Annotated in this window: 18 protein-coding genes and 2 tRNA genes; 1 reads left to right on the top strand and 19 read right to left on the bottom strand. The window is 65.0% G+C overall.

Annotated features, from left to right (window positions below):
- Position 1: 1 nt before the first annotated feature.
- From BN1263_RS15175 to BN1263_RS15265, 19 genes are all read right to left on the bottom strand, one after another.
- Positions 2 to 78 (bottom strand) — tRNA-Met (locus BN1263_RS15175).
- Positions 79 to 205: 127 nt separating this feature from the next.
- Positions 206 to 1,666, bottom strand: a complete 1,461-nt coding sequence (gene nuoN / locus BN1263_RS15180) for an NADH-quinone oxidoreductase subunit NuoN (protein WP_058982293.1) — start codon at positions 1,664 to 1,666, stop codon at positions 206 to 208.
- A 15-nt stretch (positions 1,667 to 1,681) separates the two neighbouring features.
- Positions 1,682 to 3,190, bottom strand: a complete 1,509-nt coding sequence (locus BN1263_RS15185; protein ID WP_058982295.1) for an NADH-quinone oxidoreductase subunit M — start codon at positions 3,188 to 3,190, stop codon at positions 1,682 to 1,684.
- A gap of 23 nt (positions 3,191 to 3,213) precedes the next feature.
- Positions 3,214 to 5,382 carry an NADH-quinone oxidoreductase subunit L gene (gene nuoL, locus BN1263_RS15190; protein WP_019660581.1) on the bottom strand — a complete coding sequence of 723 codons (2,169 nt, stop codon included), beginning with the start codon at positions 5,380 to 5,382 and terminating at the stop codon, positions 3,214 to 3,216.
- Between the two features lie 7 nt (positions 5,383 to 5,389).
- Positions 5,390 to 5,695, bottom strand: a complete 306-nt coding sequence (gene nuoK / locus BN1263_RS15195) for an NADH-quinone oxidoreductase subunit NuoK (protein ID WP_005417921.1) — start codon at positions 5,693 to 5,695, stop codon at positions 5,390 to 5,392.
- Positions 5,692 to 6,348, bottom strand: coding sequence for an NADH-quinone oxidoreductase subunit J (locus tag BN1263_RS15200; protein WP_019660582.1), 657 nt, complete (start codon positions 6,346 to 6,348; stop codon positions 5,692 to 5,694). The genes nuoK and BN1263_RS15200 overlap by 4 nt, the downstream gene beginning before the upstream one ends.
- 9 nt (positions 6,349 to 6,357) lie before the next feature.
- On the bottom strand, positions 6,358 to 6,846 hold the full coding sequence (gene nuoI, locus BN1263_RS15205; protein WP_005417924.1) for an NADH-quinone oxidoreductase subunit NuoI: 489 nt from the start codon (positions 6,844 to 6,846) through the stop codon (positions 6,358 to 6,360).
- A 4-nt stretch (positions 6,847 to 6,850) separates the two neighbouring features.
- Positions 6,851 to 7,945 (bottom strand): NADH-quinone oxidoreductase subunit NuoH, encoded by a 1,095-nt coding sequence (gene nuoH, locus BN1263_RS15210; RefSeq protein WP_058982298.1) that lies wholly within the window; start codon positions 7,943 to 7,945, stop codon positions 6,851 to 6,853.
- On the bottom strand, positions 7,942 to 10,176 hold the full coding sequence (gene nuoG / locus BN1263_RS15215; RefSeq protein WP_058982300.1) for an NADH-quinone oxidoreductase subunit NuoG: 2,235 nt from the start codon (positions 10,174 to 10,176) through the stop codon (positions 7,942 to 7,944). The genes nuoH and nuoG overlap by 4 nt, the downstream gene beginning before the upstream one ends.
- On the bottom strand, positions 10,173 to 11,513 hold the full coding sequence (nuoF, locus tag BN1263_RS15220) for an NADH-quinone oxidoreductase subunit NuoF (protein ID WP_005417934.1): 1,341 nt from the start codon (positions 11,511 to 11,513) through the stop codon (positions 10,173 to 10,175). Before nuoF ends, nuoG begins: the two co-directional genes overlap by 4 nt.
- Before the next feature lie 4 nt (positions 11,514 to 11,517).
- Positions 11,518 to 12,045: an NADH-quinone oxidoreductase subunit NuoE gene (gene nuoE, locus BN1263_RS15225; RefSeq protein WP_014647867.1), complete on the bottom strand. Its 528-nt coding sequence runs from the start codon at positions 12,043 to 12,045 to the stop codon at positions 11,518 to 11,520.
- A gap of 97 nt (positions 12,046 to 12,142) precedes the next feature.
- Positions 12,143 to 13,450 (bottom strand): NADH-quinone oxidoreductase subunit D, encoded by a 1,308-nt coding sequence (locus BN1263_RS15230; protein WP_005417935.1) that lies wholly within the window; start codon positions 13,448 to 13,450, stop codon positions 12,143 to 12,145.
- Positions 13,447 to 14,196: an NADH-quinone oxidoreductase subunit C gene (locus BN1263_RS15235; RefSeq protein WP_005410462.1), complete on the bottom strand. Its 750-nt coding sequence runs from the start codon at positions 14,194 to 14,196 to the stop codon at positions 13,447 to 13,449. Before BN1263_RS15235 ends, BN1263_RS15230 begins: the two co-directional genes overlap by 4 nt.
- Before the next feature lie 33 nt (positions 14,197 to 14,229).
- Positions 14,230 to 14,784, bottom strand: coding sequence for a NuoB/complex I 20 kDa subunit family protein (nuoB, locus tag BN1263_RS15240; protein ID WP_005410463.1), 555 nt, complete (start codon positions 14,782 to 14,784; stop codon positions 14,230 to 14,232).
- Positions 14,775 to 15,131 (bottom strand): NADH-quinone oxidoreductase subunit A, encoded by a 357-nt coding sequence (locus BN1263_RS15245; RefSeq protein WP_010486426.1) that lies wholly within the window; start codon positions 15,129 to 15,131, stop codon positions 14,775 to 14,777. Before BN1263_RS15245 ends, nuoB begins: the two co-directional genes overlap by 10 nt.
- Before the next feature lie 111 nt (positions 15,132 to 15,242).
- Positions 15,243 to 15,327 (bottom strand) — tRNA-Leu (locus BN1263_RS15250).
- A 51-nt stretch (positions 15,328 to 15,378) separates the two neighbouring features.
- A complete protein-coding gene (gene secG, locus BN1263_RS15255; RefSeq protein ID WP_019660586.1) occupies positions 15,379 to 15,816 on the bottom strand; it encodes a preprotein translocase subunit SecG in 438 nt (145 codons plus the stop codon).
- Between the two features lie 31 nt (positions 15,817 to 15,847).
- Positions 15,848 to 16,603 (bottom strand): triose-phosphate isomerase, encoded by a 756-nt coding sequence (gene tpiA / locus BN1263_RS15260; RefSeq protein WP_021203422.1) that lies wholly within the window; start codon positions 16,601 to 16,603, stop codon positions 15,848 to 15,850.
- Between the two features lie 760 nt (positions 16,604 to 17,363).
- Positions 17,364 to 18,341, bottom strand: coding sequence for an isopenicillin N synthase family dioxygenase (locus BN1263_RS15265; protein ID WP_050563262.1), 978 nt, complete (start codon positions 18,339 to 18,341; stop codon positions 17,364 to 17,366).
- A 152-nt stretch (positions 18,342 to 18,493) separates the two neighbouring features.
- On the opposite strand from BN1263_RS15265, the gene BN1263_RS15270 reads away from it, so the two are divergent.
- On the top strand, positions 18,494 to 19,799 hold a 1,306-nt coding region (locus tag BN1263_RS15270), incomplete at its 3' end, for a DUF3413 domain-containing protein (protein WP_058982301.1).

Below are 19,799 nucleotides of genomic sequence, written 5' to 3' on the forward strand. Positions count from 1 at the left end.
TTGGTAGCGGGGGCAGGATTTGAACCTGCGACCTTCGGGTTATGAGCCCGACGAGCTGCCAGACTGCTCCACCCCGCACCGGAAGTGTTTGAACTGCTGCCGCGCTCTTTCGAGGACGGCTACCGCAACGATGTTCTGGCTGAACCGCTGCAGTGACAACTCAGGCTGCGCATATTACACGAATCGCGCAGCTTTGTGTCAATTTTTATGCAAGATGCGCAAATGCCTGCTGGCACCAGACCATGATCGGGTTCCAGGCAAGGCCCAGCGCCAGCAGTGCCAGCGCGTTCACGCCCAGCACCAGGCCCAGCACGCGGTCGTTGCTGCGCGGCATGGCCTCGCCCACCGGCTCATCGAAGTACATGACCTTGATGACGCGCAGGTAGTAGAAGCAGCCCACCACGGCGCACAGCACGCCAAGGATGGTCAGCCACAGCAGGCCGCCGTTGACGGCCGCGCCCAGCACCGCCAGCTTGGTCCAGAACCCCAGGAAAGGCGGGATGCCGGCCAGAGACGCCATGATGCACAGCACCAGGCCGGCCATCCACGGATTGCGGGCGTTGAGCCCCTTGAAGTCCTCGATGTTCTCGGCTTCGAAACCGGCGCGCGACAGGGCGATGATCGCACCGAAGGCAGCGGTCGACATGATGGCGTAGGCCAGTGCGTAGAACAGCGCGGCGGCATAGCCCTGCGCGCCGCCACCGGCGATGCCCATCAGCAGGAAGCCGATGTGCGAGACGGTGGAGAACGCCAGCATTCGCTTGAGGTTGCTCTGCGCGATGGCCATCAGGTTGCCGATGACCAGCGAGACTGCGGCCAGGCCGGCAATGAGCAGCTGCAGCTCGGTCGACAGCGGCCCCACGCCCATTTCCAGCAGGCGGTAGGCCATGCCGAAGGCCGCCAGCTTCGGCGCCGAGCTGATGAACAGCGCGATCGGTGCCGGGGCACCCTGGTAGACGTCCGGCAGCCACATGTGGAACGGCGCGGCGCCCAGCTTGAAGGCGACGCCGGCGATCATGAACACCGCACCGGTGATCAGCAGCACGCGCTCTTCCGAGTGCGGGATGGCATCGCGGATGACGTCCAGGTGCAGGCTGCCGGTGGCGCCGTAGATCAGCGACATGCCGTACAGCAGCAGGCCCGAGGCCAGCGAGCCCAGCACGATGTACTTCATCGCCGCTTCCGAGGCCAGGCCGTTTTCACGGTTGCTGGCGACCAGGGCGTAGGAGCACAGCGCCAGCAGCTCCAGGCCCAGGTAGACCATCAGCAGGCTGCCGGCCGAGACCAGGATCATCATGCCGGCGGTACCGAACAGGATCAGCACCGGGATCTCGCCCTGGAACAGGTTGCGGTCACGCAGGTAGCGCCAGCCGTAGATCAGGGTCAGGCCGCTGAGCAGCACGATCCCGGTCTTCATCACGTCCGCGGCGGTATCGCGCACGAACATGCCATGGAAGACCTCCCCCTGCCCGCCCACGCCGGTGGCCAGCATGAACAGCACCACGGCCAGCGCAGCGAGCGCGAACAGGTGGGTGACGATCTTGTTCCGGTTGCTGACGAACAGGTCGAGGATCATCAGGGCGAAGGCGCTGCCGATCAGCACCAGCTCGGGAGCGAGCGGTGGCAGGTCAGCGGCGGTCAATGGCAGCAGCGGCGAGGTGGTCATCATCAAATCCTGGAATTACAGCAGCTTGCTGGATGCGATCTGCATCGCCAGCTTCGCGATCGAGGGCTCCATCAGGTCGGTCAGCGGCTTGGGGTAGATGCCCAGGGCCAGCACGCCGATGGCGAACACGCCCAGCACCAGCCATTCGCGGCCGTTGATGTCCTTCAGTTCGGCCACATGGCTGTTGGCCACTTCGCCGAAGAAGATGCGCTTGTACAACCACAGGGTGTAGGCGGCGCCGATGATCAGGGTGGTGGCCGCGCCCAGGGCGATCCACGGATTACGCTGGAAGGCCGAGAGGATGACCATGAACTCGCCGACGAAACCGCTGGTACCCGGCAGGCCAGCATTGGCCATGAAGAACAGCATGGCGAAGGTGGCGAACCACGGCATCACGTTGACCACGCCGCCGTAATCGGCGATGCGGCGGCTGTGCATGCGGTCGTACAGCACGCCGACGCAGGAGAACATGGCGCCGGACACGAAGCCGTGCGAGATCATCTGCACCATGGCGCCCTGCAGGCCCAGGCGGGCGGCATCGGCGTTGCCGGCTTCACGCCCCAGCCACAGGGCGATGAAGGTGCCGAGGGTGACAAAGCCCATGTGCGCGATCGACGAGTAGGCGATCAGCTTCTTCATGTCGTCCTGCACCAGGGCGACCAGGCCGACGTAGATCACTGCGATCAGCGACAACGCGATCACCAGCCAGGCCCATTCCTGCGACGCGTCCGGAACGATCGGCAGGTTGAAGCGCAGGAAGCCGTAGCCACCGATCTTCAGGGCGATCGCGGCCAGGATCACCGAACCGGCGGTCGGCGCTTCCACGTGGGCATCCGGCAGCCAGGTGTGGACCGGGAACATCGGCACCTTGACCGCGAAGGCGATCAGGAAGGCGAAGAAGATCCAGGTCTGTTCCTTGGCCGACAGCGGCAGTGCGTACAGGTCGGCCAGCTGGAAGCTGCCGCCCTTCATGTACAGGTAGATCAGCGCCACCAGCATCAGCACCGAGCCGAGGAAGGTGTACAGGAAGAACTTCAGCGCGGCGTAGATGCGGCGCGGGCCGCCCCAGACACCGATGATCAGGAACATCGGAATCAGCATCGCTTCGAAGAACACGTAGAACAGCATCGCGTCCGTCGCAGCAAAGATGCCCACGGTGACGCCTTCCAGGATAAGGAAGGCCGCCACGTACTGGTTCACGCGCTTGTCGATGGCGCTCCACGCGCCGATCAGAGCAAGCACGCTGACCAGGGTGGTCAGCAGGATCAGCGCCACGGCAATGCCGTCCACGCCCAGGTTGTAGCCGATCTTGTACGCCGGGATCCAGGCGTGGGTCTCGACGAACTGCAGACCGTCGACGCCCGCGTTGTAGCCGCTCAGCAGCGAGAGGCTCGCCACGAACGTCAGCACCGCTACGCCCAGCGACGCCCAGCGGGCGGTCTGCGCATCACGGATCGCAAGGATCAGGGCGCCACCGATGATCGGCAGCCAGATGAGGACACTGAGTAGAGGCCAGTTCGACACGTCTTCTTATTCCGTACAGGTCATCAACGCAGGTAATGCATCAGCACGCCCAGCAGGGCAATCAGGCCGATGATCATCGCGAAGGCGTAGTGATAGAGGAAACCGGATTGGGTACGACGCAGCACGCCGGCTGCGACGTCCACAACACGTGCCGAGAGATTGACCACGCCGTCGACGATGTTGCTGTCGATCCAACGCGAGACCTTGCCCAGCTTGACGCTGCCACCGGCAAAGCCATCGATCCACAGCTTGTCGAAGCCGTACTTGTTTTCCAGCACCGAAACCAGCGGAGCGAAGGTCTTGCGGGCCTTGCCCGACAGGTCCGGCTTCCACAGGTAGAACAGTGCGGCCAGCAGGAAGCCCGCAACGGTCAGCACGAACGCCGGCGCCATCATGCCGTGCAGCGCGAACGCGACCGGGCCATGGAACTCCTCGCCCAGGAAGCCGATGGTGTTCTTGGCCGGATCGTAGAAGTCCACGATGCCGGTGAAGAACGTATGCGCCTGTCCCTTGATGGCGTCGTGCGCGTGGTGGCCGGCCCAGTCGGTGCCATACAGCATCGGACCGATGCTGAAGAAGCCGATGGCGATCGAAGGGATGGCCAGCAGGATCAGCGGCAGGGTCACCACCCACGGGGTTTCGTGCGGCTCATGAGGACCGTGGCCATGGCCGTGGTCGTCGTGATGCGCATCGCCGTGGTGGGCGTCGGCGGCATGGTGCTCGTCATGGCCATGGCCATGCGCGTGGTCATCATGCGTGTCGCGGAATCGTTCCTTGCCATGGAAGGTCAGGAACAGCAGGCGGAAGCTGTAGAAGCTGGTGACGATCACGCCGCCCAGTACGGCCCAGTAGCCGTAGGTGGCCACCCAGTTGTTGGACAGGTGCGCGTGCAGCTCGGCCGCCTCGATGATGGTGTCCTTCGAGTAGAAGCCGGAGAAGAACGGCGTACCCACCAGCGCCAGGGTACCGATCCACATGGTGATGAAGGTGATCGGCATGTACTTGCGCAGGCCGCCCATCTTGCGCATGTCCTGCTCGTGGTGCATCGCGATGATGACCGAGCCGGCGCCCAGGAACAGCAGGGCCTTGAAGAAGGCGTGGGTCATCAGGTGGAACACGGCGGCCGAATAGGCCGACACGCCCAGTGCAACCGTCATGTAGCCCAGCTGGGACAGCGTGGAATACGCGACGACGCGCTTGATGTCGTTCTGCACGATGCCGATCAGGCCGGTGAAGAACGCGGTGGTGGCACCGATGAACAGCACGAAGTTCAGCGCGGTCTGCGACAGCTCGAACAGCGGTGACATGCGGGTGACCATGAAGATACCGGCTGTCACCATCGTCGCGGCGTGGATCAGTGCCGAGATCGGGGTCGGGCCTTCCATCGAGTCCGGCAGCCACACATGCAGCGGGACCTGGGCCGACTTGCCCATGGCACCAATGAACAGGCAGATGCAGATGACGGTGGCGATCGACCAGATCACCGGCTCGTTCAGCAGCTGCATGCCCAGGATGGTGCCGTCCCAGATCTGCAGCTGGGCGCGCGGGTCAGCCAGCATGCCGGCCTGCGAGAACACCTGCGAGTAGTCCAGGGTGCCGAACACCCACAGCACGCCGGCGATGCCCAGCAGGAAGCCGAAGTCACCGACGCGGTTGACCAGGAACGCCTTCATGTTGGCGAAGATCGCGGTCGGGCGCTTGAACCAGAAGCCGATCAGCAGGTACGACACCAGGCCCACCGCTTCCCAGCCGAAGAACAGCTGCAGGAAATTGTTGCTCATCACCAGGGTGAGCATCGAGAAGGTGAACAGCGAGATGTAGCTGAAGAACCGCTGGTAGCCCGGGTCGTCCTGCATGTAGCCGATCGTGTAGATGTGGACCAGCAGCGACACGAAGGTCACCACCACCATCATCATCGCGGTCAGCTTGTCGACCATGAAGCCGACGTGCGCCGAATACTGGCCGACTTCAAAGAACGTGTAGATGTTCTGGTTGAACGGCTGCGCGCCGCCCCACATCAACTGGTAGAACGTGTACATCGACAGGCCGCAGGCCACCGCGACGCCGAGGATGGTGATGGTCTGCGCGCCGAAGCGCTTGACCTGGCGACCGAACAGGCCGGCGATGATGCTGCCGAACAGCGGTGCGAGCACCACTGCGATCAACAGACTCTTGGAGAGAGTGATTTCCATCTGTGGATCAGCCCTTCAACGAATCGACTTCGCCGACATTGATCGTGCGGCGGGTACGGAACAGGGTCACCAGGATCGCCAGGCCGATGGCGGCTTCCGCGGCGGCGACGGTCAGGATGAAGAACACGAACAGCTGGCCGGACGGATCGCCCAGCTGGCGCGAGAAGCCGACGAAGTTGATGTTCACCGACAGCAGCATCAGTTCGATCGACATCAGCAGGACGATGACGTTCTTCCGGTTGAGGAAGATGCCGGCCAGGCTGATGGCGAACAGCACCGCGCCAAGCGCAAGGATGTGGCCAAGGGTAATCACGGCTGGGTCTCCTCGCCGGTGGCCGGCTTGCTGTTGCTGTGCACGACCGGGGCCTCGGCACCCATCTTGACCATGCGCAGACGCTGGCCGGCCTTGACCATGGTCTGCTCACCCGGGTTCTGGCTCTTGACGCCGGTGCGGCGACGCAGGGTCAGCATCACGGCAGCAACCACGGCCACGGTCAGGATGACGGCGGCGAACTCGAACGGAAGCAGGTACTCGGTGAACAACGTGCGCGCCAGCCAGGTGATGTTGGACGTGTCGGCGGCGACCGCAGCGGCGTTGTCGGCCGGGAACGGCGTGGCCGAACGCGCCTTGACGCCGATCAGGATCAGCATCTGCACCAGCATCGCGACGGCGACGATGAGGCCGACCGGCAGGTAGCGCACCCAGCCCTCACGCAGCTTGGTGGGGTCGATGTCCAGCATCATCACCACGAACAGGAACAGCACCATCACCGCGCCGACGTAGACCAGCACCAGCGCCACACCGAGGAACTCGGCGCCCACCAGCAGCCACACGCAGGCAATGGAGAAGAAGGTCAGCACCAGGCAGAGCACGGCGTGAACCGGGTTGCGCACGCTGATCACCGCACCGGCCGAAACCGTTGCCGCGATGGCGAACACCCAGAAAGCGATATTTACCCAATCCATCTCTCGACCTCAGCGGTAAGCGGCATCGGCGGCACGACGCTCGGCGATCTCGGATTCGAGACGGTCGCCCAGGGCCAGCAGCTGCGGCTTGGTAACGATGTTTTCGCCACGATTCTCGAAGTGGTACTCGAGGATGTGGGTTTCGACGATCGAGTCCACCGGGCAGCTTTCCTCGCAGAAGCCGCAGAAGATGCACTTGAACAGGTCGATGTCGTAGCGCGTGGTGCGGCGGGTGCCGTCCTCGCGCTTGGCCGAGTCGATGGTGATGGCCAGCGCCGGGCACACCGCTTCGCACAGCTTGCAGGCAATGCAGCGCTCTTCGCCGTTGGGGTAACGGCGCAGCGCGTGCAGGCCACGGAAGCGCGGCGACTGCGGGAACTTCTCCATCGGGTACATCATCGTGTACTTCGGCTTGAAGCTGTACTTCAGCGTCAGCCAGAGGCCCGCCAGCAGTTCGAGCAGCAGCAGGCTCTTGAAGTAATGGGTAATCCTGTTCATCACTTTAGACGCCCTTTTGAATCACGCCGAAGAACACCATGACGGCGGTAACCGCGATCCACAGAATGGCCAGCGGGATGAAGACCTTCCAGCCCAGGCGCATGATCTGGTCGTAGCGGAAGCGCGGGAAGCTGGCACGGAACCAGATGTAGGCACTGGCGAAGAAGAACACCTTGACGAACAGCCACGGCGCGCCGCCCTTCCAGACCCAGTCGACCAGCGGCGAGACATCGCCGAAGTTGACCCAGCCCTGGACCGGGCTCAGCCAGCCGCCGAGGAAGAAGATCGAGATCAGGAAGCTGATCAGGATCATGTTCGCGTATTCGGCCAGGAAGAACAGGGCGAACGCGCCGCCGGAGTACTCGACCATGTGGCCGGCGACGATTTCCGATTCGCCTTCCACCACGTCGAACGGCGCGCGGTTGGTTTCAGCCACGCCCGACACCCAGTAGATGACGAACAGCGGGAACAAAGGCAGCAGGAACCAGTCGAAGAAGCCGGAACTGCCGGCCTGCGCCATCACGATGTTGCTCAGGTTCAGGCTGCCCGAGGCGATCATCACGCCGACCAGGGCAAAGCCCATGGCGATTTCGTAGCTGATCATCTGTGCCGAGGCGCGCATCGCACCCAGGAACGCGTACTTCGAGTTGGACGCCCAGCCGGCCAGGATGATGCCGTAGATGCCCAGCGAGGTCATCGCCAGCAGGTACAGCAGGCCGGCGTTGGCGTTGGACAGGACGATCTGCGAATCGAAGGGGACCACCGACCAGGCCGCAAAGGCCGGGGCCAGGGTGATCAGCGGGGCCAGCAGGTAGATCGCCTTGTTGGCGCTGCTCGGCTGGACCACTTCCTTGAACAGCAGCTTGAAGACGTCGGCGAAGGCCTGGAAGATGCCCATGCCCACATACATCGGGCCGTGGCGGACGTGCATCCAGCCGATCAGCTTGCGTTCCCAGACCACGTAGAAGGCCACCGAGATGATCACCGGAACGGCGATCACCAGGATCTTCAGGATGATCCAGATCAGCGCGCCGATGTCACCGAGGCCCAGCAGCCACTGGTGCAGCGGGTCGACCGCGTTCAACAGCAATTCGTTCATGCAGCCACCACCGATACGCGAGCGGCACCCAGCGGCGCGGTCGCGCCGTGGCCCGATTCAATCCAGACCGAACCCGCTGCGACGCGGGCGTCGACCACCACCGGCAGGGTGGCCTTGCCGGCATCGGTGCCGACCTTGGCCATCTGCCCTTCCTGCAGCTGCAGGCGAGCGGCATCTTCAGCGTTCAGCACGATGCGCGGGGCGTTGTTGAGCGGATGCGACTGCAGCGCCGGCGCGCGACGGACCACCGCATCGGTGCGATAGATCGCGGCGGTCGAAGCCACTTCCAGGCCTTCACCGGCAACCGCCGGCTGTGCCGAAGCGGCAATACTGACCGACACAGGGGCCAGGCTGGCACGCAGTCCGGCCAGGTCGGTGAAGTCGAAACCGGGCAGCGCCATGTCGCCGCCCAGGGCGCGCAGCACGCGCCAGCCTTCACGGGCCTCGCCCGGCAGCTTGCCGCCGGCACGGGCCGACTGCTCGCGACCATCAAGGTTGGTCAGGGTGGCGTCGATTTCCGGCAGCGCACCGATCGGCAGGATCACATCGGCGACGTCGCGGGTCGAGGCACAGGCGAACTGGCTGAAGGCCACCACCTGGGCGCCGACCAGCGCCTTGCGCGCGGCAGGGGCATCGGCGAAGTCCAGGCCCGGCTCCAGGCCGTACACCACGTAGGCCTGGCGCGGCTGCGCCAGCATCGCGGCGACGTCCTTGCCGGCCGGCAGCACGCCGGCGCGGGTCAGGCCAACGGCGTTGGCGCCCTGCGGGATGCGGCACAGCTTGGCACCGGTGGCGGCGGCGAACTCACGCGCGGCAGCGCGGATCGCGGCAGCCTGCGGGTGGTTTTCGGCGATGCCACCGACGATCAGCACGGTGTTGTTGCCGCCCTGCACTGCCGAACGCAGCTCGGCGTTGGCCAGCGCGTCGACGAACTTCGACGGCGCAACGATCTGCTTGCCGGCGATGCTGAAGGCGAAGTCGAAGTCCACCGGGTTGACGACGTGGATCTTCGCGCCGTTGGTGGTCTGCGCCTTGCGCAGGCGGGCGTGCAGCAGCGGCAGTTCGTGGCGGATGTTGCTGCCCAGAACGACGATGCGGTCGGCGCCTTCGATCTCGGCCAGCGGCAGGCCGAACACTTCGGCCGTTGCGGCGTCGGAGAAATCGCGGTTGTTGATGCGGTGGTCGATGTTGCTCGAGCCCAGGCCCGTGGCCAGGCGGGCCAGCAGCGCACCCTCCTCGTTCGAGGTCGACGGATGCACCAGCACGCCCAGGTTGTCGCCCTGGTTTGCCTTGAGGATCTCGGCGGCTGCGGCCAGGCCTTCGGCCCAGCTCACTTCCTTCCACTCGCCATTGACCTTGCGCAGCGGCTTGACCGCACGGTCTTCGCTGTACAGGCCCTGGTGCGAGTAGCGGTCACGGTCGGACAGCCAGCACTCGTTCACCGCTTCGTTGTCGCGCGGCACGGTGCGCAGCACTTCGCCGCGACGCACGTGCAGGAACAGGTTCGACCCCATCGCATCGTGGTAGCCCAGCGATTCGCGCGCGGTCAGTTCCCACGGGCGGGCGCGGAACTGGAACACCTTGTTGGTCAGCGCGCCGACCGGGCAGACGTCGACGACGTTGCCGGACAGCTCGGTGGTCAGCGGCTTGCCGTCGAAGGTACCGATCTGCAGGTTCTCACCGCGGTACATGCCACCCAGTTCGTAGGTACCGGCAACGTCGGCGGTGAAGCGGACGCAGCGGGTGCACTGGATGCAACGGGTCATCTCGGTGGCCACCAGCGGCCCCATGTCCTCGTCCGGCACCACGCGCTTGCGCTCGTTGAAACGGCTGACCGAACGGCCATAGCCCAGCGATACGTCCTGCAGCTCGCACTCGCCGCCCTGATCGCAGATCGGGCAGTCCAGCGGATGGTTGATGAGCAGGAACTCCATCACCGAGCGCTGGAACTTCAGTGCCTTCTCACTGCGGGTGGCGACCTTCATGCCGTCCATCACCGGGGTAGCGCAGGCCGGCGCCGGCTTCGGCGACTTCTCCACGTCCACCAGGCACATGCGGCAGTTGGCGGCGATCGGCAGCTTCTCGTGGTAGCAGAAGCGCGGAATCGGAATGCCGGCCTTGTCGGCCGCCTGGATGATCATCGAACCCTTGGGCACGACCAGCGACTTGCCATCGATCTCGATGGTCACGTGGTCTGGTGGCACGTTCGGGTTTACGGGTTGCGCGCTCATGCGGCGGCTGCCTCCACCTTCTTGCCGTCAACCATCGAATGACCGTTGACGATGTAGTACTCGAATTCGTCCCAGAACTGGCGCAGGAAGCCCTGGATGGGCCATGCAGCCGCTTCACCGAACGCACAGATGGTGTGGCCTTCGATCTGGCCGGCCACCGCCTTCAGCTGGTGCAGGTCTTCCATCGTGGCCTTGCCGGCGACGATGCGCTCCAGCACGCGGTGCATCCAGCCGGTACCTTCACGGCACGGCGTGCACTGGCCGCACGATTCCTTGTGGAAGAACTGGCTGATGCGGCAGGCGAACTTGACGCAGCAGACGCTGTCGTCGAGCACCACGATGGCCCCCGAACCCAGGCCGGAGCCCAGCGCACGGATGGTGTCGTAGTCCATCGGCAGGCCCTTCAGCTCGGCTGCGGTCAGCACCGGCATCGACACGCCGCCCGGAATCGCGCCCTTGAGCTTGCGGCCCGGACGCAGGCCACCGGCCATTTCCAGCAGGTCGTCGAAGGTGGTGCCCAGCGGTACTTCAAAGTTGCCGCCGTTCTGCACGCAGCCGGACACCGAGAAGCACTTCGGGCCGCCGTTGGCGGTCAGGCTCAGGCCCTTGAACCACTCCGGGCCGTTGCGGATGATCGCCGGCACCGAACCGTAGGTTTCGGTGTTGTTGATCGTCGACGGCTTGCCGTAGAGGCCGAAGTTTGCCGGGAACGGCGGCTTGTAGCGCGGCTGGCCCTTCTTGCCTTCCAGCGATTCCATCAGCGCGGTTTCTTCACCGCAGATGTAGGCGCCGGCGCCCAGCGCACCGTAGATGTCGATGTCCACGCCGCTGCCGAGGATGTTCTTGCCCAGCCAGCCGTTCGCATAGGCGTCGGCCAGGGCCTGCTCGAAGTGCTCGAACGGCTCGTGGTGGAACTCACCGCGCAGGTAGTTGTAGCCCACGGTCGAACCGGTGGCGTAGCAGGCGATCGCCATGCCCTCCACCACCGAGTGCGGGTTGTAGCGCAGGATGTCGCGGTCCTTGCAGGTGCCCGGCTCGGATTCGTCCGAGTTGCAGAGGATGTACTTCTGCATGTTGCCCTTGGGCATGAAGGACCACTTCAGGCCGGTCGGGAAGCCTGCGCCACCGCGGCCGCGCAGGCCCGAGGCCTTGACCATCTCGATGACCTGCTCCGGCGGGATCTTCTCTTCGAGGATCTTGCGCAGGGCGGCGTAACCACCGGTCTTCAGGTAGCTTTCGTACGACCACGGGGTGTCGTAATGCAGAGTGGTGTAGACCACCTGGTGCGGCAGCGGCGCGGGGCCGACCGGACCCTTGGATTCGTGGTGATGTGCCATGCCCTTACTCCAGCCCGTCCAGCAGCTCGTCGACCTTTTCCAGGGTCAGACGCTCATGGTAGTGACCGTTGATGACCATCATCGGTGCGCCGCCGCAGCCGGCCAGGCACTCTTCCTCGCGCTTGAGGTAGACGCGGCCGTCCGGGGTCGATTCACCGTGCTTGATGCCCAGCTTCTTCTCGCAGTGGCGCACGATGTCTTCGGCGCCATTGAGCCAGCAGCTGATGTTGGTGCAGATGGCCACGTTGTTGCGGCCCACCTTCTCGGTCTCGAACATCGAGTAGAAGCTGGCGACCTCGTAGGCCCAGACCGGCGGCAGGTCCAGGTACTTGGCCACGGCGGCGATCAGCTCGTCGGTCAGCCAGCCCTGGTTCTGCTCCTGGGCCGCATGCAGGCCCTGCAGCACGGCAGAGCGCTTGCGGTCCGGCGGGAACTTGGACAGCCAGTGATCGATGTGAGCGCGGGTCTTGTCGCTCAGCACCACCATCGGGTCGACGTCGCGCGCCGCCTCGAAATTACCTGTCGCCTTCATCGGCCGACCTCAGCGAAATGCATAACGTGAAATTCCAGAAACTGCGGCGCCGGCTTGCGCCGGCTGCCTGCAGCGGGCGTTGGCGTAGCGGACGGCATTACCGGTCAACCTCGCCGAACACCAGGTCGTAGGTACCGATCATCGCCACCACGTCGGCCAGCATGTGGCCGCGCACGACCGAATCGATCGAGGACAGGTGGGCGAAGCCCGGCGCGCGCAGGTGCACGCGGAACGGCTTGTTGGCGCCATCGGAGACCAGGTAGCAGCCGAACTCGCCCTTCGGGGCCTCCACCGCCGAGTAGGTCTCGCCGGCAGGTACGCAGTAGCCTTCGCTGAACAGCTTGAAGTGGTGGATCAGCGCTTCCATGTCGTCCTTCATGTCCTCGCGCCTGGGCGGAGCGACCTTGAAGTTCTTCACCATCACCGGGCCCGGGTTGGCCTTCAGCCACGCCACGCACTGCTTGATGATGCGGTTGGATTCGCGCATTTCGGCAACGCGGACCAGGTAGCGGTCGTAGCAGTCACCTTCCTTGCCCAGCGGGATGTCGAAATCGACGGCATCGTACTTGGCGTACGGACGCTTCTTGCGCAGGTCCCAGGCAATGCCCGAGCCGCGCAGCATCACGCCGGTCATGCCCCACTGATGGGCCAGCTCGGGAGTGACCACGCCGATGCCGACGGTACGCTGCTTCCAGATACGGTTGTCGGTCAGCAGGGTTTCGTATTCGTCGATGCGCTTGGGGAACTCGACGGTGAAGTTCTCCAGGAAGTCCAGCAGCGAGCCTTCGCGCGAAGCATTGAGCTGCTTCAGCGCCTTGCCCTTGTGCCAGCGCGATTCCTTGTACTTCGGCATGTGGTCCGGCAGGTCGCGGTAGACACCGCCCGGACGGTAGTACGCCGCGTGCATGCGCGCGCCGGAAACCGCTTCGTAGCAGTCCATCAGCTCTTCGCGTTCGCGGAAGGCGTACAGCATCACCGCCATCGCGCCCAGGTCGAGCGCGTTGGAGCCCAGCCACATCAGGTGGTTGAGGATGCGGGTGATTTCATCGTACATGGTGCGGATGTACTGGGCACGCTCCGGCGCCTCGATGCCCATCAGGGTCTCGATCGCGCGCACGTAGGCGTGCTCGTTGCACATCATCGACACGTAATCCAGGCGATCCATGTAGCCGATCGACTGGTTGAACGGCTTGGACTCGGCCAGCTTTTCGGTACCACGGTGCAGCAGACCCACGTGCGGGTCGGCGCGCATGATGGTTTCACCGTCCATTTCCAGGATCAGGCGCAGCACACCGTGAGCGGCCGGATGCTGCGGGCCGAAGTTCATGGTGTAGTTGCGGATTTCCTGCCGGCTTTCGGCGGCGTTGCTGGCGAACGCTTCGCCAGCCTGGTGTACGTGGCTCACTTCACTGCCTCCTGCGCGCGCTCACCTTCTGCGGTCTGCAGACGGGCGTCGTCGCGGATCACGCGCGGCACGCCGACACGCGGCTCCACCGAGGTGACCGGTTCGTAGATCACGCGCTTCTTTTCTTCGTCGTAGCGGACTTCGACATTGCCGATCAGCGGAAAATCCTTGCGGAACGGATGGCCGACGAAACCGTAGTCGGTCAGGATCCGGCGCAGGTCCGGGTGGCCTTCGAAGATCACGCCGTACAGATCGAACGCTTCGCGCTCGAACCAGTTCAGGCCCGGCCAGATGCCGGTCAGCGAGGACACCACCGGCAGCGCTTCGTCAGGGGCGAAGCAGCGCAGGTGCATCATCAGGTTGTGCTGGTACGAACGCAGCTGGGCGACCACGGCGAAGCGCTGGGTCGGCATGTGCTGCGGGCGGGCACCGTCGGCACCGTTTTCCTCGGTGGGGAACTCGCCCCACGCGAAGCGGCCCTGGGCCTTGCCTTCGACGCCACGGCTGAAGCCCTGCGAGGACACATCGGCGGTGTCCCACTCGTCGGAGCCGTAGCCGAGGTAGTCGACGCCGCACAGATCCACGGCCTGCTCGAAACCAAACTCGTCACGCAGCGCCAGGGCGGTGGCGTGCCACTCGGCGGCAGGCACTTCCAGCGTCACTTCGCCGCGGGGTTCGACCACGATGACCTTCGCACCAGCGAAACGTGCGGACAGTCGGTCGATGAAGGATGCTTGCTCTGCCATGGGGGCTTGGCGCGCTCTTGTCAGGTGAAGGGGTCAGCGGGCGATGGTCTGTGTACGCCAGATCTTCTTCTGCAGCTGCAGGATCCCGTACACCAGCGCCTCGGCGGTCGGCGGGCAGCCCGGGACGTAGACGTCCACCGGCACCACGCGATCACAGCCGCGCACCACAGAATAGGAGTAGTGGTAGTAGCCGCCACCGTTGGCGCAGCTACCCATCGAGATGACCCACTTCGGGTCCGGCATCTGGTCGTAGACCTTGCGCAGCGCCGGGGCCATCTTGTTGACCAGGGTGCCGGCCACGATCATCACGTCGGACTGACGCGGCGACGGGCGGAACACCACGCCGTAGCGGTCGAGGTCCAGGCGCGCGGCGCCGGCGTGCATCATCTCGACGGCGCAGCAGGCCAGGCCGAAGGTCATCGGCCACATCGAGCCGGTGCGCGCCCAGTTCAGCAGTGCATCGACGCTGGTAGTGACGAAGCCCTTCTCCAGCAGCGGGTTGTCGCCTTCCGGCCGCAGGATGTCATCAACCCGGCCTTCCGGCGTGGGGTTGTTCATGAGGCCATCGAGAGTCTGAATCACTCCCATTCCAGCGCTCCCTTCTTCCAGACGTAAATGAAACCGAGGAACAGCATGCCGACGAACAGGCCCATGGTGATGAGCGAGCGGGCGCCCAGTTCCATGAAGACCTGGGTCCACGGCACGATGAAGATGATTTCCAGGTCGAAGACGATGAACTGGATCGCGATCAGGTAGTAGCGCACATCGAACTTCATGCGCGCGTCTTCGAAGGCCTCGAAGCCGCACTCGTACGGCGAGAGCTTTTCCAGATCGGGGCGGCGGGGACCGAGGAATCGACCAACCAGCATCAGCGTAACGCCGATACCGGTGGCAACGATCAGAAACAGCAGAGACGGCAAATATTCGGCCAGCACAGCGATTCTCTCTTGCCTCTGCCGCCGCGCCTGCAGGCGCTTTGGCATGGGGGAGTGGACGGGAATCTGCCTGGCGCCTTGCGCGCCAGACGAACCCGCTTTACTTACAAATGGTGCCCAAGAGGGGACTCGAACCCCTACGACTTGCGTCGCTACCACCTCAAGGTAGTGCGTCTACCAATTCCGCCACCTGGGCAAACGATCACATCAGACTATCTTCCCGATGCGCCGCGTATTGTAACCGGCTTCAGTGTTTCTGGGAGCCTTCCGAAGGCTTTTCTTCACCAGAAACCGAAGATTCCGCCTGAGCCGGCACATTCGCCGCCGGAACCGGGGCGGCCGGGACCGCATCGGCCTTCGGAACGGCCGGCAGTTCGCCCGCCGGAGCCGCCGGCGCGCTGGCCGCCGGGGCGGACATCAGGCCCAGATCCTGGTCGGCCGCCGGGCGGCTGCCGTGACCGGCATACCAGGCCATGAAGAGACTGATGCCGAAGAACACCACGGCCAGCCACTTGGTCGACTTGGACAGGAAGTTCGAGGCGCCGCGCGCACCGAACACCGTGCCCGAGGCACCAGCACCAAAGCCCGAACCTGCCGCCGCACCCGAGCCACGCTGCATCAGGATCAGCGCGATCATGGCCACAGCGACCAGCACGTAGACGACATTGAGGATCAACATCAGCATTGGAAACCGCCCTCGGACAATACTTCTAGGATTAGTTCGCGGCCGCCGCCCGTGCGATGGCCAGGAAGTCCGCGGCCACCAGGGAGGCGCCGCCGACCAGCCCACCATCGACATCCGGCTGCGCGAACAGTTCCCCGGCATTGTCGGGCTTCACGCTACCGCCGTAAACAATGGGCAGTGAATCAGCGATTCTAGCATCGATGCGCGCGACTTCGCCACGGATGAACGCGTGCACCTGCTGTGCCTGTTCCTTGCTGGCGGTACGGCCGGTACCGATGGCCCAGACCGGCTCGTAGGCGACCACAGCATTGGCGAAACCTGCCGCGCCGACCAGCTCCAGCACCGGCGCCAGCTGGCTGGCGATGACCGCTTCGGTCTGCCCGGCCTCGCGCTGTTCCAGGGTCTCGCCCACGCACAGCACCGGCACCAGGCCGGCGTGCTGGGCGGCGGCGAACTTGCGCGCGACCAGCTCGCTGCTCTCATGGTGGTACTGGCGGCGCTCGGAATGGCCGACCAGGCCATAGCGGGCCCCAACCTCGACCAGCATGGCCGCGCAGACCTCGCCGGTGTAGGCGCCCTTCTCGTTGCTGCTCACGTCCTGCGCGCCGAAGGCCAGGCCGGTCTCGCCGAAGTCCTCGACCAGCTCCCCCAGGTAGGGCAGCGGCGGCAGGATCACCACGTCCACCCCCTCCAGCGGCAGCCCGGCAGCCACCTGCCCCAGCAGTTCATTGGCGAATTGACGGCTGCCATGCAGCTTCCAGTTTCCGGCGACGATCTTGCGGCGCATGAGCGGGTGGCTCCTGTATGAAGTCAGCCGGTCATGATACCCGCTGCGGCAAAAATCCGTTTCCTTGTAAGCGGTTACATGGATTTTCAGCCAACGGCGCAGCCCCTCGTGGCGGGGGTTTGGTTGGGTTGGTCGCGGAAAGCCCAGTTGGATTGGCGGGCTTGGCCGGGCGGGTGGGGATGGTGGGGGACGCCGTAAACCCCCAGGCCGCCCCAGCCGCTAGCGGCTGTGCGTTCGGGCGCTTGCGAAGCAGTGCTTCGCAAGCAAAGCGCCCTCACCCATGGGGGCTTGGCCGCGGCATCCATGCCGCGGACACCCCCGTCATCCCCACCCGCCCGGCCTTTGACACATTCCGGCGGTTCCGCCCGCCACGGAAAGAAAAAAGAAGAGCAAGAGCAAAGGCAAAAGCTGCATTCCGGGTTGATGCTGGCTGGACCAACCCCTACCCCACTTCGATCCGACAGATTTCATCCACGCAAGGCGTGGATCTACCGCGTCGACCAAGGTCGACACCCACCGGGAATCGCGATTTACCCACCGTCACCGGGAAACTGTCGAAGGCGGGGAGGTGTCGGATGGCGGGGTGTCCGCGGCATGGATGCCGCGGCCAAGCCCCCAGGGATGGGTCCACGGCGTCCCCGCCATCCGACACCTCCCCACGGAACACCCCAGAGCCGCTTTGGCTTTGGCTTTGGCCTCTGCGGGTGCAGGGTGCAACCCTGCAAAGAAAAAGGCCGCCTTTCGGCGGCCTCACTTCTCTTTACTTCAGCTTGATCTCGCGCAGGCGCTCCTCGAGGAAGCCGTGGGCGGTGATCGGCTCCGGGTACCGGCTCGGGTTCTCCGGGGTGATGCACGAGGGCAGCACGTCGATCAGGAAGTCCGGGTTCGGGTGCAGGAAGAACGGCACCGAGTAGCGCGGCTGGCGCGCCAGCTCGCCCGGGGGATTGACCACGCGGTGGATGGTCGACGGATACACGTGGTTGGTCAGGCGCTGCAGCATGTCGCCGATATTGACCACAATGGTGTCCGCGTCTGACGTGAACGGCACCCACTCGCCATCATGCGACTGCACTTCCAGGCCTGCGGCACTGGCACCGACCAGCAGGGTGATGAAGTTGATGTCGCCATGGGCACCAGCACGCACGTTCGGGATGTCGTCGGTGGTGATCGGCGGGTAGTGGATCGGGCGCAGGATCGAGTTGCCGAAGTTGGTCTTGTCGGCGAAGAAGTCTGCCGGCAGGCCGATATGCAGGGCCAGCGCCGACAGGACGCGCGACCCCAGGTTGTCCAGTGCCTGGTACAGGCCATAGCCGCGCTCACGGAAGCCCTCGACCTCGGTCGGCCACAGGTTCGGCGCCATCACATCGCGGTACTTGGAGTCGTCGGCGATCTCGCGGCCGATGTGCCAGAACTCCTTCAGGTCGAAGTGCTTGGAGCCCTTGGCGGTCTCCACCCCGAACGGGGTGTAGCCGCGGGCGCCGCCGCTGCCGGCCACGTGGTACTTGCGCTTGACCTCTTCGGGCAGGGCGAAGAAGGCCTTGAAGGCATCGTAGGCCGCATCGATGTCGGCCTGCGGAATGCCGTGGTTGCGGATGCCCGCGAATCCCCATTGGCGGTAGGCCGCGCCCAGCTCGGCCACGAAGGCCTCGCGGTCGCTGTCGAAACGGGTGATGTCGAGGGTGGGGATCTGGCTCACAGCGGTTCCTGGCTTGTCATTGGGTCTGGGGGGCCAGCGCATTCATGGCCCACCTGAACATTGTGACAGATCGCCCGGAGGACGCCACCCGATACGAAGAAACAAACAGATACAATGCGCGACCCGCGCGCGGCCCCACGATTCCGTCACCCCGGGGATCCCGCCGCCTGCATCACCCGCCGCCCCAGTCCCTCATGCGCCCTGCTGCTCCCTCTGCCGACACCGCCCTGCCCTCCGGCCCCGCACTCCACTGGCGCCGCCTGGCCTGGTGGTCGCTGTTCGTGGCCGGCAACGCGCTGCTGGCCATGGCGATCACGCTCGGCAACGTACCGCTGGCAGACAACCCGGGGGGCAGCGTGGGCCTGGCCTATCTGGCCGTTGCCCTGCCCGGTCACCTGCTGGCATTCGGCGCCCTCGCCGGCCTGCTGCCGCTGCTGATGGGCCTTTGGCCGCGCAGCGCACGCCCCCTGAGCCTCAGCGCCGTGCTGCTGCAGGGCCTGTGGCTGTGCCTGTTGCTGGTTGATGCAAAGGTTTTCACTCTGTATCGGTTTCACCTCAATGCCATGGTGGTGAACATGGTGTTCGGCGGTGCGCTGCAGGACCAGGTCGCGTTGTCGTGGAAGACCTGGCTGCAGGCCGGACTGCTGGTGGCCGCCATCTTCACGGCTGAAGGACTGTTGGCCTGGGCATGCTGGAAGCTGCTGCCCGCCCGGCCGCGCCGCCGCCGGGTCCTGCAGGGGTGGGCCATCGTTGCGCTGCTGATGGCCGGCGGCCAGGTCGCCACGGCCTATTACGATGCCCGCGGCGACCGTGCCGTCATCGCGCAGTGGAACTACCTGCCCTGGGCACAGCCGATCACCGCCAAGAGCTTCATGCGCAGGCTCGGGGTCATGAGCGAACAGCAGGCGGGCCTGCCCGACCCGCGCCATGCGCAGCTGCTGTATCCGCTCCAGCCCCTGCGTTGCCAGAACCCACACCGCCCCAACGTGCTGATGGTGGTGCTGGAATCGCTGCGCCAGGACGTGCTGACGCCGCAGCTGATGCCCAACACGTCGGCGCTGGCGCAGGACGCGCGCGTGTTCGATCGCCATTTCAGCACCGGCAATGCCACCCGCTACGGCCTGTTCGGCCTGCTCTACGGCCTGCCCGGCGGCTACTGGCAGAGCATGCTGGACGAACAGCGCGGCTCGCAGCTGTTCCAGGTGCTGGGCCAGCAGGGCTACGACCTGCACCTGTACGGCAGCGCGCCGTTGTACAGCCCGGAATTCGATCGCACGGCATTTGCCGATGTGCGCGACCGGCTGCACCAGGGCCCTTCCGCCCTGACCCCCGACAAGCGCGACGCAGCCATCGTCGCCGCGCTGCGGAATGACATCCGCAGCAGCCAGGCGGCGCAGCACCCATGGTTCGGCTTCGTGTTCCTCGACTCCACCCACGCCGGCTACCCCCTGCCCGCCAGCTACCCACCGGTAGCCACGCCGATGGCCAAGGAAATCGATT

It is taken from the genome of Stenotrophomonas thermophila, from assembly GCF_001499715.1.
Lineage (GTDB): Bacteria > Pseudomonadota > Gammaproteobacteria > Xanthomonadales > Xanthomonadaceae > Stenotrophomonas > Stenotrophomonas hibiscicola.

What these genes read in the sequence shown, in the direction of transcription:
- nuoB (WP_005410463.1), bottom strand. Translation starts at nt 14,784, where the DNA reads ATGGGAGTGATTCAGACTCTCGATGGCCTCATGAACAACCCCACGCCG.
- nuoG (WP_058982300.1), bottom strand. Translation starts at nt 10,176, where the DNA reads ATGAGCGCGCAACCCGTAAACCCGAACGTGCCACCAGACCACGTGACC.
- BN1263_RS15200 (WP_019660582.1), bottom strand. Translation starts at nt 6,348, where the DNA reads ATGGATTGGGTAAATATCGCTTTCTGGGTGTTCGCCATCGCGGCAACG.
- nuoN (WP_058982293.1), bottom strand. Translation starts at nt 1,666, where the DNA reads ATGACCACCTCGCCGCTGCTGCCATTGACCGCCGCTGACCTGCCACCG.
- nuoE (WP_014647867.1), bottom strand. Translation starts at nt 12,045, where the DNA reads ATGAAGGCGACAGGTAATTTCGAGGCGGCGCGCGACGTCGACCCGATG.
- secG (WP_019660586.1), bottom strand. Translation starts at nt 15,816, where the DNA reads ATGCTGATGTTGATCCTCAATGTCGTCTACGTGCTGGTCGCTGTGGCC.
- BN1263_RS15235 (WP_005410462.1), bottom strand. Translation starts at nt 14,196, where the DNA reads ATGGCAGAGCAAGCATCCTTCATCGACCGACTGTCCGCACGTTTCGCT.
- nuoL (WP_019660581.1), bottom strand. Translation starts at nt 5,382, where the DNA reads ATGGAAATCACTCTCTCCAAGAGTCTGTTGATCGCAGTGGTGCTCGCA.
- nuoI (WP_005417924.1), bottom strand. Translation starts at nt 6,846, where the DNA reads ATGAACAGGATTACCCATTACTTCAAGAGCCTGCTGCTGCTCGAACTG.
- nuoH (WP_058982298.1), bottom strand. Translation starts at nt 7,945, where the DNA reads ATGAACGAATTGCTGTTGAACGCGGTCGACCCGCTGCACCAGTGGCTG.
- nuoF (WP_005417934.1), bottom strand. Translation starts at nt 11,513, where the DNA reads ATGGCACATCACCACGAATCCAAGGGTCCGGTCGGCCCCGCGCCGCTG.
- tpiA (WP_021203422.1), bottom strand. Translation starts at nt 16,603, where the DNA reads ATGCGCCGCAAGATCGTCGCCGGAAACTGGAAGCTGCATGGCAGCCGT.
- BN1263_RS15265 (WP_050563262.1), bottom strand. Translation starts at nt 18,341, where the DNA reads ATGCGCTGGCCCCCCAGACCCAATGACAAGCCAGGAACCGCTGTGAGC.